The 12,939-nt window shown below is 44.1% G+C and carries 11 protein-coding genes; 3 read left to right on the top strand and 8 right to left on the bottom strand.

The window, feature by feature from the left end; genetic code table 11:
* A partial coding sequence (locus tag WS34_RS08830) for a thioredoxin family protein (RefSeq protein WP_046404363.1) occupies positions 1-1,113 on the top strand: 1,113 nt, incomplete at its 5' end.
* 715 nt (positions 1,114-1,828) lie between these two features.
* On the opposite strand, the gene WS34_RS08835 is transcribed toward WS34_RS08830, so the two are convergent.
* The 3 genes from WS34_RS08835 to WS34_RS08845 form a co-directional block, all read right to left on the bottom strand.
* Entirely contained in the window at positions 1,829-3,454 is a 1,626-nt protein-coding gene (locus WS34_RS08835; RefSeq protein WP_046404365.1) for a hypothetical protein, read from the bottom strand.
* 486 nt (positions 3,455-3,940) lie between these two features.
* The gene (locus tag WS34_RS08840; RefSeq protein ID WP_046404367.1) at positions 3,941-4,396 is read right to left on the bottom strand and encodes a DUF2059 domain-containing protein; all 456 of its coding nucleotides are present in this window, start codon (positions 4,394-4,396) and stop codon (positions 3,941-3,943) included.
* A 109-nt stretch (positions 4,397-4,505) separates the two neighbouring features.
* Positions 4,506-5,654: an OprO/OprP family phosphate-selective porin gene (locus WS34_RS08845; RefSeq protein WP_022159550.1), complete on the bottom strand. Its 1,149-nt coding sequence runs from the start codon at positions 5,652-5,654 to the stop codon at positions 4,506-4,508.
* A 231-nt stretch (positions 5,655-5,885) separates the two neighbouring features.
* Between WS34_RS08845 and WS34_RS08850 the strand changes: the two genes are divergently transcribed.
* Both WS34_RS08850 and WS34_RS08855 read left to right on the top strand, forming a co-directional pair.
* Complete coding sequence (locus tag WS34_RS08850; RefSeq protein WP_022159551.1) at positions 5,886-6,521, top strand: lactate utilization protein; 636 nt, start codon at positions 5,886-5,888, stop codon at positions 6,519-6,521.
* Between the two features lie 34 nt (positions 6,522-6,555).
* The gene (locus WS34_RS08855) at positions 6,556-7,881 is read left to right on the top strand and encodes an MFS transporter (protein WP_286693693.1); all 1,326 of its coding nucleotides are present in this window, start codon (positions 6,556-6,558) and stop codon (positions 7,879-7,881) included.
* Here WS34_RS08855 and WS34_RS08860 read toward each other — a convergent pair.
* Genes WS34_RS08860 through WS34_RS08880 form a run of 5 tightly spaced genes read right to left on the bottom strand, consistent with a single transcriptional unit; the run spans position 7,878 to position 12,931 of the window.
* Positions 7,878-9,200, bottom strand: a complete 1,323-nt coding sequence (locus WS34_RS08860; protein ID WP_046403694.1) for a DUF58 domain-containing protein — start codon at positions 9,198-9,200, stop codon at positions 7,878-7,880. The two genes, WS34_RS08855 and WS34_RS08860, sit on opposite strands and share 4 nt — an antisense overlap.
* On the bottom strand, positions 9,200-10,171 hold the full coding sequence (locus WS34_RS08865) for an AAA family ATPase (RefSeq protein WP_046404369.1): 972 nt from the start codon (positions 10,169-10,171) through the stop codon (positions 9,200-9,202). The genes WS34_RS08860 and WS34_RS08865 overlap by 1 nt, the downstream gene beginning before the upstream one ends.
* Before the next feature lie 3 nt (positions 10,172-10,174).
* Entirely contained in the window at positions 10,175-11,347 is a 1,173-nt protein-coding gene (locus WS34_RS15555) for a DUF4350 domain-containing protein (protein ID WP_022159556.1), read from the bottom strand.
* Positions 11,344-12,072, bottom strand: a complete 729-nt coding sequence (locus WS34_RS08875; RefSeq protein ID WP_046404370.1) for a DUF4129 domain-containing protein — start codon at positions 12,070-12,072, stop codon at positions 11,344-11,346. Before WS34_RS08875 ends, WS34_RS15555 begins: the two co-directional genes overlap by 4 nt.
* Positions 12,056-12,931 (bottom strand): hypothetical protein, encoded by an 876-nt coding sequence (locus tag WS34_RS08880; RefSeq protein WP_046404372.1) that lies wholly within the window; start codon positions 12,929-12,931, stop codon positions 12,056-12,058. The genes WS34_RS08875 and WS34_RS08880 overlap by 17 nt, the downstream gene beginning before the upstream one ends.
* Between the last annotated feature and the right edge of the window lie 8 nt (positions 12,932-12,939).

Raw genomic sequence — 12,939 nt, forward strand, 5'->3', positions numbered from 1 at the left:
GCGCAGGAAAGCGGAATCCGCTTTTTCCACGGCAGCTGGGACGAAGCGGTAGCCCTGGCCAAAAAGGAAAAGAAAAAGATCTTTATTGACTTCTTTACCGAATGGTGCGGACCCTGTCTCAACATGGCCCTGACGGTTTTCCCGTTGCCACAGGTAGGTGAAATGTACAATAAAAATTTCGTGTGTCTGAAAATCGATGCAGAAAAAGGTGAAGGACGGGAATTGGCGAAAAAATACGGCATACATTCCTATCCGAGTTATATTTTCGTAAACCCTAAAACGCAAAAGCTTATTCACCGGAGCGGAGGAAATAAGCCGGCTGCCGATTTTATCGCCGACGCGGAAGGTGCACTCGACCCAAAACTCAGTTCTGTGTACTTAACGGAGAAATACAAGAGCGGGAAGTATGACAGTGATTTTCTGATCGACTATATCCACAGGCAGAAGGTTTCCGGTAATCGGAACGTACAAAAGGATTTTGATAAATTGATCGAAATGGGAGGAAAACTCACCGATCCGGAAATCTGGGCATTATATGTCGAATGTATCGGGGGATACAATAATCCGTATGTAAAAGAAGTGGCCGATCATTATGATGAATTCGTCCGTTTGTTCGGTAAAGAAGCCGTCGATGCCAAACTCACCGAAGCGACTGCATACGCTCCAACAGAATTTACCGAGTCGTTATGCAATTTCGATGGTAAATATTATAATCTGAAGATGGCAGAACTGACAACTTTATTCCAGCAAAACAAATACGATGAAGCCTGGGACTTAGTCGACCGGTTAGCACAGGATAAAAATATCGATCAGGCCAAATTCGTCAAGGCGTTGTCTTTCTATACCCGCGTTAATCCGGATTATAACGATAATGAACTGACTTTCGAACAATTGGCCAAGAAGATAAAATATACCAAATATGTCGCTTATAACATGTACGACCGTGATGAAGCGATGCCGCATTATTATTATGCGACCGCTTTGGAATATCTGATTAAAAGAGCCCAGGAGGAAGGTAAACAAATTCCGGCTTATATCTACGAAACTCCCCAATATGGGAAAGAGAAATACGATATGCGCCATCCGTTGCTCAAACAGAAACCGAAAAGGTAAATTTTTCTGGCTTTGCCAGAAAAAGATCAGTGTTGTAATCTTCGGTTACTGATCAACGCTTCGCTGATTAATACATCTGCTGATTGGTGGAACTTCATTCCTGATAAAATTCCCTATCAGACTCCAAGGTTGCCGACCAAGAATCTCCAAAGAGATACTGATCAGAAACGAAGTGATACTAATCTATTCAAACGGTAGGTATAATTTTTTTCTATTCCGATTCCGGGTTTTATCCCGTCGGACCGTTCCAGGCGAATCGGTCCGCTAAGGTTTCCGTTGATTTCATCGGTTCTTCTCTTGCTCGGAAAAACAAAAGATTTTGTTTTTCTCTCACCTATTCGAAGAACTCTCTGACCGGCGGAACTCCTCACTGTGCAAAAAACTTTACGTTACGTTTCTGCCAGACACCACCGGTCGGACGTTCGGAAAAAGCAAGACGACACTCGCCAGAGCTCCAATGGTCACCAATTCCGGTCACCGAAGACGAATTAGTAACGAAATGAACCCTAGGCTCCGATCAGCCATACCTGCAACTGCAAAAAAGTACCCCAAAATTCAGGGGCTTTATAAACCATTCTCTCTTTTCAGCTTTTAAAATCCGGATAACGATAAAAAACGAAATGATCTCTAAAAGTTTTTATCCGACCTTTAGAGATCATTTCAATTATATCATTCAGCCTTTACGTATAGAATATTAAAGATAACTTTATCCGCCCTAGAGACGACTACGTGTTTCCATTAAAAAGCTAAACATCGCCGCCAACATTTCTTTAGAAGTATCTACTTGCATACCTTCATATTCATCAAGGGTATCTCCTGCATGAGTAGCATTGCTATAGGACATCAAAAAATCAACATAATCTGAACCCTGAATTCCTATCCCATAATTATTCTCAAAAATATAAACACACTCTTCAATCCAAGCCTTGTATCTATTTTCGATTCCGGCATCATCGAATACCGGACAACCGCCGACATCGGTGGTATTTCCAGCGAGGATACAATTGGAAAGATAGAGATAAGTCTCTGCTTCAAATTCAAGATTCATCGCATAACTCATATTATATTCCCGATAATACTGGTATTGATAGATATGAAATAAGGATTTTATAAAATCCTCTGCCTCGATATAAGCATTACGTGTGCTTATACTGATTGTATTCGTGAGAAATATATTTTTACAACCTCCATTATAAGAAAGGGTCAAATTGATTTTTTCTCTTAACGTCTGAGCCAGGTAATCGACCATCACATCACCTCCTAACATACTGTTAATGACAAACTCCAATTGTTCCCACATACCGACTGAAATACTGCGATCGATTTTAAATATCCGAATTGCCTGAGGGGCTACTCTTTTAATATCTGCCACACACTCTCCCGTACAATTTGCCGATCCGCAATACTCACAAGGAGTCGACGGAGTGGTTCCCCCACCCCCATGATCTCCGCCTTCACCGGGATCAGGGTCAGGATCAGGGTCAGGAGAGGTATGATTACGATTACAATTCACTTCACCACAAACCGGACAGGTATGGGTTTTATGACAAGTTACGAAAAAAGTCAGATGATTAGGTAATACCGAATTCCCCCACATTGTAATCTCTCCTTTCAAATTCGTAAAAAGAACATCCAGGTTAACCAAATTGACAAATTCTTCTACATCGGACATCGACATGCCTGACACATCGCGTTGAAATCCCGAGGACAACTCATAAATCTTCCGATATAGTTTCCATTCTCCACTTGTAGCTGGATAAGTCGCCATAAGCATGTATTCCAAATTCGAAATAGCCTGACTCATATAAGTATTCGCACTAGAACAATCACAATCTTTCGATATATGATTTTTCTCACGAGCCCACTGATAGGCTTCAGCAATCTTACTGACCACCAAACTTTTTACAGCCTGACAACTGGCAATAACATCGATCTGAGATTTTGTTTCTACAACCTCGTCTTTTAGCAGGAAAGCCGATCGTTCAGCTGCCGTTTTACCTAATTCCGATATCAGATAAGGAGTTACATTGCAATCATACTTTTCGCATAAATAAATGAAATCGTCGGGTTTCATCAAAAGTAAATCCGTTCTAACGACCGGCTCTGACCGATTCGACTTTTCGATAATCCTTTTCTGATTGTCGATCGAAACGGCATTCAAAAAAAACGTCTCTTTTTGCAAAGCCATCAAAATACTAGAATCAATCCGGTAATCGGTAACCGATGGAAGAACTCGTCCGGATTCATTACTTTCTGCTTCAAAATTTTCCTGGGGTTCTTTAGAACACGAAAAAAACAATAGAAGCAATACAAATACACTGAATAAAAAACTTTGCTTCATAAATTTAAGTTTTTAGGTTAATCGATACGAATTTAAACATAATTATCAATAATAAAAATATTTATCGATATTCATTAAGAAAAAGATACAAACAAATATACAGTTTTAGATAAAGTTTATGTTATCCGAAAAGATTAAATAAATATATTCCCAAAACAGAAATCCCCTAATGGCCCGCTTTCGGATCGGTATATTGAATAAAAAACAGAGAAAACGGTCTATATCTAAAAACTACCGTATAAAAAGAAAAATAAGATACCCGCCTTTAGAACAGGAAACGGGCTATTAATGAAAGAAAGGCCCACTCTGCCGTAAACAGACCGACAACTGATCTATCAGTACATTCTTTGAACACGCTGATCAGCTTTAATAAATAGCTTAAAATCCGGAACCGAAAGTCCCGCCAATCAGCCCTATACCCATGTATATCCCTACATGGGACACTAATCCCAACAAGTCGAAAATTCGACTTGTCGGAATCCCTTTTTATTGTTGTTTCAAATACCCTTTTTCCTGTGCTTTCTGCATCAGTTCCTGCATCGTCTGCATCCCGATCTGTTGGGCGATAGGTAATATTTCGGCTGTCGCTTTGGGATTCATTTCAGACAATTTCTTTCCTACCGGAGTTTCATAAAACTGGATGATCTCTTTCAGATCATCCAGTGTAAGGTATTTTTTATACACCGGGATCACCGCCTTGATTATCTTGTCATACATCCCATTCATAGAAGCATCCAGCTCTTTCCAAAATTCATCGGGGGCCTGAGGCAACTGCTGCTTTAACATAGCTGTCATCTGAGGGAAGATTTGTTTCATGGCATCCATGGTATGAGTCATTTCCAACATCTTGGCAACTTGCTTCTCATACTCCTGATTATCCTGTGCCTGTACACCGAGTGCCACACACCACAATACGGCTAAACTTACCAGAATCTTTTTCATATTATTAAAATTAAATCTATCGGTTCCGACAGAATAAGCCCATCCGATCCGGAAAATTTATGGACTTTTCCGACCGGTCTAAGGTAAGGAAATTTTTATCGTCTGCAAACTAAAATGAAAATTGCAGCCGGGCCTGAATCAGGTCGAAATCATCACCTCCCTTGGGCGAACTATTTCCGACCATCATATGGGTATAATTGATTTTTGCTGCTACATATTTATTGATAAAATAATTCATTCCCAAAGAAATATCCGTCAGTCTCCCTCCCCGGATACCGGCATCATTCAGGTCGATCATATTATAGCGGCATAACACTTCAAGGCTTTTGGGAGCAGGATTGACGATCATACCGGTAGCAGCATTATAATTATGCTTTGCTCCCAGAATCATGTATCCGATCTGACCGTACCATCCTTTGCCATTGTAATTATCGGCCTGAAAACGATTCAGGTGTGCCAGAAAATATTGCCCCTGGAAATACCATTTATTGTAGAGCAAAATCATTTCGAGATCGAGCTTCCATTGATTAATCACCTGATCCACTTTTGCCTCTACATACGAATTATCGTCTTTCGTCAATAAATCGGTCGGTATGCCGGCATTGAAAGTGATCGTTTCCTGTCCGCTACTGAACCGGGGTGCGACAGAAAGATGGACAAGTTTCTTATCTTTCAACAGAGGCCGGCCAATCAGTTTCGCCGCCAGGGAATAGCCCTGATCCAGCGACTTGGACTTCTGTACATCTCCGTCGCTGTATATACCTCCCATAAAATTAAACCATTGATGATTATAGCTGTAGCCCACCCCCAATTTCCGGGAATTTCCCAACGCTTTATCCGAAGCAGCATTGGTCATAAAACGAAAATTCGTCGTTCCTACCCGTGAATTTCCGAAAGGCTCATATTGATAACCGACCCGGACAGCCTGTTCACCGAATTTGTAAGTCAGGAAAATATCCTTCATACTGATCTTACTGTCTCCATACCCCAATTCTATTTTAGCTTCCCAGTGCTCCAGAAAACGAATCTGGGTCCCTAAACGGATATCGTTCACCTGAAAACTACTACCTAAATCGGTGGTATCGTTAAAAAAATACCCTCCGTCAAAAAATACACGGCCTATCAACCGCCATTCGAAACCATTCGCCCCCCCTTTTACAAACTCCTGAGCAGAAAGTGAAATAAAAAACGAGGAAAGAAAAATACAGGAAAAAAGCAGAAAAAACCGAAGACCTAAATGTGTGAGCAATCTTTTCATAATCGATGTTATTAAGGGCGTAAAATTATAAAATGAAATATTAACAAACAAATTCCAGATAAAAAGAGTAAATCCCTATCTTTGTCCATCACTTAATCTATCATTTCAGTTACAAGAGTTCCAGGCTGTTTTTACATTCTTTACCGGCTTTGTAACTACAGCGGACAGCATCGATGATTCACGGATAATCATCGGTCGTATACGTTAAAACAGACAAAAAGTAAACAAAATATGAACAAAGAAATCATCGACAAAACTATTGCAGCTTTACGCCACAACCATTTCGAAGTATTTTTTGCCCATAATACAGCCGAAGCCAGTGCGATATTTTTCCGGGATATCTTTCCGGGACTACAGGTGGAGACTGTTTCCTGGGGCGATTCCGAAACGATGAAGGCTACGGGCGTTTTGAATGAATTGCGAAAAAATCCGGAACTCTCGGTCATCGATAGTTTCGCTCCGGGTATGAGCCGGAAACAAAAGATCTATTGGAGACGCCAGGCTCTGTTAACCGACCTGTTTCTAACGGGGAGCAACGCCCTCACACAAAAAGGTCAATTGGTCAATCTGGATATGATCGGTAACCGGGTCGGCGGTATCACTTTCGGGCCTAAACATGTGGTATTGTTCATCGGTATCAATAAAATCACCGCAAACCTGGAGGAAGCCATGCACCGGGTCAGGACCATTGCAGCTCCCCGAAATGCAATACGCCATGAAGGCTTCCGTACCCCATGCCACAAGACCGGTGTATGTATGGATTGTAATAGCCCCGACCGGATTTGTAACGTCTGGACAATTACAGAAAAGAGTTATCCGGCAGGCAGAATCAAAGTCATTTTGATCGGAGAGGAACTGGGGCTTTAAACGAAACAAAATCAGGGATTAAAAGAAAAAGAAAGTGATTCGAGGATTACGGGAGATCTTACCGGATAACGGTAAGGCTTTTTCATCTATTCTGATATCGTTGAAGACGCGTAATTTCCGGTTGTATTTCACGGGGATGTGTGTGTCGCTGACCGGGACCTGGATGCAACAGATTGCGATGAGCTGGTTGGTATACCGCCTGACCGGTTCGGTATTTTTGCTGGCAACGGTAACTTTTATGGCCCAAATTCCGATTTTATTGGTCACCCCCCTCATGAGTGTTTTTGTCGATCGTTTCGACCGGCAAAAAATACTGATCCTGACCCAATCTTTATCTATGGTACAAGCCCTTTCGATGGCTGTACTGACCTTGAGCGGCGTGATCGAAGTATGGCATATCCTGATTTTAAGCCTGCTGATCGGTTGCATCAACGCACTGGACAATCCAACCCGTCAAGCCTTCTATCCGAGTTTGGTAGCCAAAGAACATCTCAGCAATGCCATCGCGCTCAATTCGGCTGTGATCAATGGTTCCCGGCTCATCGGCCCGGCAGTCGGAGGAGTACTGATCGGAATCTTCGGTGAAGGGCTCTGCTTTCTATTGAACGGGATCAGTTACCTGGGAGTCATCATCGCCCTTTCCCTGATGCGCCTGTCACCTTTTACCGTTCAGCACCGCCGGCAGAATGTGCTCACAGATATACAAGAAGGTTTCTCCTATGTGTCCGGTAACATTCCCATACGGGCCCTGTTGTTGTTAATGAGTGCCGTTAGTTTCTTCGGCTTGCCGCTCATGACTTTTATTCCGGCTTATGTCAAGGATATTCTTCAGGGAGATAGCGAGATGCTGGGATTTTTACTATCCTGCATCGGAGTGGGCTCTTTTCTGGCCGCCCTTTACCTCGCAGCCCGCAAAAGCGTAGTCGGCCTGGGTAAGGTAGTCACGATATCGGCCTTCCTGCTGGGGATCAGCCTGATGATTCTATCGTATATCGATACTTATTGGATTGCAGCACTCATTTGCCTGCCAGCAGGATTTGCCATCATCAGTACGGTAGCCTCTATCAATACCCTGTTACAAACGTTATCCGATGAAGATAAAAGAGGACGTGTCATGGGATATCTGGCAATGACTTTCACCGGAATAGCTCCGGTGGGGAGTATGTTTCTGGGCAGTCTGGAAAAGCAAATCGGTTTACCGGCTATCATCCTGATCTCAGGTGTTTCCTGTGCTCTCGGAGGAATTATTTTCGAATACTACCGCCCATTGGTACGGAAACATGCCCGGCAAGTCTATATCCGAAAAGGGATTATCCAGGAAATTGCAACGGGGATCGATACAGCAGAAGAGCAGATTTAAACAAGTCCCCTTTCCTTCATTTCCAGATAGCCATCAATCACCGTAGCGGTCAGTTTTTCGGGTTCGGTCAGAATGGTATAAATACCGGCATTTCTCAGCTCGTGGGCGATACGCCTTTTCTCTGTAATAAAACTTCCGGCTAAAGCTTTGAAATAGATATCCCGGATACTCAAGGCCGGTTCGGTCACCACCCTGTTGATCTCTGTGTTTTCAAATAAAACGATCAGCAGCAAATGGTTATCCGTCAACCTTTTCAAGGCCGGCAAACGGCGCTTCATCCCGTTGACGGTATCGAAATTTGTAAAAAGGATCAGCAGACTCCGGTTATGGATCCGCCGGGAAGCCGTGATGCACAATTGCTCGAAATCCGACTCCAGATAATAAGTCTGCTGACTATAAAGCGCCTCGCTGATACTATTCAGCTGCAACCGGCGGTTATCTGCTTTTATCAACGCTCCGGCTTTATCAGAGAAAGTCAGTAATCCGGCTTTATCTCCTTTTTTCAGAATGATATTCGCCAAGGCCAGGGTGGCATTGATCGCATAATCCAAAGTCGTCATTCCCCGAAAAGGAGCTTGCATGGTTCGTCCTTTATCGATCACGCAATACACGGGTTGTGAACGTTCTTCGGTATAGGAGTTGACCATAAGCCGGTTACATTTGGCCGTCGCTTTCCAATTTACGGTACGGGGATCATCTCCCTGGACATAAGGTTTTATCTGGTCGAAAGCTGTGGAAATACCGGCCACCCGTATCCGTTTTATCCCGTTACCGGACTGCCGGCCTGTAAATGCCAGTAATTCGTATTTCCGCATAGAGACAAAGGAAGGATAAACCGCCACTTCCTTTTCTTTTTCGAAGGAATAGCGGCGTTCGACCAGCGACAAACGGGAGGTCACGAATACCCTGACCTGCCCGAACCGGTAAGCCCCTCGTTTTACAGGGCGGAGGAAGTAAGTACCTTCTTTGTGTTCGTGGGAGGACAGACAAAAATTCAAACTGTTGTTTCTTTCCTGAAATTCGACCGGCGCTTCATCTACGACACGCACCCGGACCGCAAAAGGATACTTGTTTTCCACCCGGATCCGTACCGGATTTTCTTCCCCGTTGGAAAATTTATCCCCTACGATACGTTGTGCACCGAATGCCTTTCCGAATCCATACAACAAGGTGATATCCACAACGACGAGTCCCCCTCCGCATCCCAAAGCCCAGATTACCCAGGGATATACCCGAGGAAATACGAAGGTCAGCAGTAAAGCGAATACCCCACCCCACAGGAACATAAAAAAACGCCGGTTCAAAAAGAGTTCCTTCATTATCTGGGAATTTCGACTTTAGCGATCAATTGTTGAATGACCTGATCCACCACAACCCCTTCCAACTCTTTCTCGGCCGAAAGCTGCACGCGATGCCGCAATACCGGAGCAGCCAGATATAATACATCCTCAGGAACGACAAAATCACGTCCGCTGATGGCAGCAAATGCTTTTGCACTATTCATCAAAGCGATCGATGCCCGGGGAGAGGCACCCAGGTACAACCAGGCATTGTCGCGGGTTGTACCGACGATATCTACGATAAAAGCTTTTATTTTTTCGTCGACATGCACATCATGTACTTTCTCCCGTAAATAGCTCAATTCCCCGACCGATACCACCGGAGTTTGTTCTTTCCAACTTTCGGACGATCTTTTATCGTGTAATTCCAATATTTCAACCTCTTCTTCTTTCCTGGGATAATCCACTAAAATTTTAAACATAAACCGGTCGAGTTGGGCTTCCGGCAGGCGATAAGTGCCTTCGTGTTCTACCGGATTCTGCGTTGCGACGACCATAAATGGAAACTCCATAGCATATTCTACGCCATCATTGGTAATCTGTCTTTCTTCCATAACTTCAAAAAGGGCTGCCTGCGTCTTTGCCGGTGAGCGGTTGATCTCATCCACCAATAAAATATTGGTAAATACAGGCCCCTGCCGGAACTCGAATTTTCCTGTAGAAGGTAAAAATACCGAAGTCCCGAGGACATCACTCGGCATCAGGTCGGGAGTAAACTGAATGCGGCAGAAACCGGCTTCGATCAGATGGGACAACACTTTAGCCATCAATGTTTTGGCCACCCCGGGCACTCCTTCGATCAAAACATGGCCGTCGGCCAGCAAGGCCGTCAGTAACAAATCGACCACTTGCCGCTGCCCGATAATCACCCGGGCCATTTGTTCTCTTAACAAACTAATTTTCTCATTCAACGCTGAAAAATCTATTCTCGTTTCAAAACCAGCATCCATATTTTATTGATTTAATTTCCTGTTAAAAAGTTCTGTTCCCTGTACCAAATTACGCAATTCGGTTTCATTCACCTGCCGGGTGGTCCTGATTTCCGTGATCAGCTGTACCAGTCTGCGGGTATCTTCCTCCTCTACCCCGGAGCGTGCGGATAATCCGAGGATAAAGGGTTCGTCCAGCCGGTCGGTAGCCAGTTGATATCTGGTCCTGACCTCTCCCAGAAAATAGTCGATCAGTTTTAAAGCAATCGCCGAATGTTCTTTCTGTTTATAATAAAGCGAACTCACGGTAGCTATAAATTCGAGCATTTTATTTTCCGGAGGGTGGATTACCGGAATCGGACGTTGTTCTCTCCGTGCACGGAACAGCACATAACACAAAGCTCCTGCCAGCAACAGATAAAGCGCCCATTTTAAGGCAGGATATTGCAGAATCACCCGCAAAGGTGTTTGTGCTTCCTGCCTTCCCAAGGTGCGGTAAGCGTCCCAAATCACTGTTCGACCTTTATCCGGTAACCACGACAACGCCTTGTAATAATAATCGCCACAGACACTATCCAAAACCCAGCGATTGGTGAAAGCCCAGGGATTCAAATTCAGGAATACCTGTCCCCGCCCATAGGGTAGGCGTATAAAATCAGTGGAATCGTTATCGATCCTACCCCCCAAACGTTCGCCTTTAAAATCAGCCGGCAAGACAAAATAGCTACCGTGCCGGATTTTATAAAACGGATATACGTGCCCGGGAGCAAAAAGCAATTTACTGCCGCTGGGGTTCAAATTCTGTTCCAGCTTCAGAGATAAAGCATTCAACAGCGTGTCGGCAATCCACCCGGCGGCAACGAACATATCATTTCCTTTCTCTACCCACTGCATCAAATGTTTCAATTCAAGGGCATCGATCCGATAGTCCGAACCGACAAAAATGTATGTCCCGGCAGATGTATCCCGCCCACTTCCGAACTCTTCGGCTATCGACAAGCGCGAAGTCCTGATCTTTGAAGCCGGGAATAATTCAGGCAAGCTCCGGTATGTAATGTAAGTACCGTAAGGGATCTTATCCTTCGGCGAATACGTTTCGGACCAATCTACCGGCTGGGGACGATTTGCCTCATACCAGGTGTAGATCAGTGATAAGATCAACAATAATGCAATACCGACAAAATTTCTAATCTTCATTTTTTCAGTTTATCCCGGAATTCGTCGAACACCGGTTCAAGTTGCCCATACAGAGAAGCACTCACCTCAAAATCGCCGTAACACACGCAATCGAAAATATAAGCGAGCTTTTCAAAATCATCCCTTAAGGCTTTATCTTTCAATTCATAGTAATAGGATCTATTCGTTTTATGGGCATCCCAGCGGATCATTCCTTTTTCATCCATCAAATGCAACAAGCCTCCATAGCGAATGCGGATAGCCAATTTGAAATCATTTTCCGCCACGGCTTGTTCCAGCATTTGCCGGTAAGAAAGTTCGTTCCAGGCTTCACCTATCCAGGGGTCCATCGTTTTCTGAAAGTCCGGTTCCGATTTTGCAGTCAGCCAAAACTTGCTGCGTACGAGTTTATAAATACCAAAAACGACGATCAGCCCTGCCAGCACTTTCAGCAACAAGTCCAGCCATACGATATCTTTATGCGTGTAACTACCGAAGATATGCTGCATGAGCCACCACCTCAATCTCTGCCACCAATCGCCGGTTTCGGCAACCGGTTTCACCGAATAATCGAATGCCGGATCGTCACGGTACTGTTGTAAAAAGTTTTCTCCGGGAGTACGTTCCCGATAAGCGATCCGGCTAGAATCCGATACCGACTCCGCCGAAACCGAAGCAGCATACCCCCCTCCCCGCCCCACAAGCAGAACGACGACAAAAACAATATATTCAATGCATTTCTTCACGCTCCGGCATTTGTTTATCCCTATTCCCGATCTGTCCGATCTTACTCAACAGACCGGTATGTTCTTTCTGTTCCAGATAAGTGAAGAACCGGACTGCAATACCCACCACGGAGATCAGTTGCAACAGGCTTTGTCCCAGGTTGGCGAACAAAAGACTAAAAGTCGTTTCGTAAATTCCAGGAAGCTGCTGGGTAAAAATAGTCTTAAAAGTCAATACCAGGTAGGGAATGGAAAAAATATAAGAAAGCCCGCCGACAATCAACTGTAAAACGATCACATACCCGAAGAAATTCCACCACTTTCCCTTCAACAGCTCTCTCGAACCGCTCATTCCCGCCGAGATCGACCGGTTTTCCAGTATCATATAATAGAATACGAAACCAAAAACGACTCCCAGATAAATCCCGGGAGCAATAAAGAGTATCATACCGAAAACAACCATCAGCAAATAGATAACTGCCCACAACAGGGATTTACCCAGATTACGCCACATCACCTGCCAAACCTCTCCCGGAATGATTCTTGCCTCGTCGGCCGCAGCAACTTTATCCTGATAGACACGAATATAAGCGATACCGATCAGCGACATCCAGAAATAGATCACCATCGTCAAAAGATTGGTCAACAGGCTATTGGTCAGCATATCGAGCGACGATCCGGCATATTGATCAGGCTGTACGATCGTAATCAAGCTCTCACGAGCCGAATAGCTCATAAAAAACAATCCGATAAAAACAACAGGCAGGGCAATCACCGCAAAAGACCTCAGCAAAGGCTTAAATTCCTGTTTAATAAAATTAAAAGTCAGGGTAATCGAATCACTGAACCCACGTACCTGATTAAAATTAATCTTTTCCATTCACATGT

This window comes from Odoribacter sp. N15.MGS-14, assembly GCF_000980245.1.
Lineage (GTDB): Bacteria > Bacteroidota > Bacteroidia > Bacteroidales > Marinifilaceae > Odoribacter > Odoribacter splanchnicus.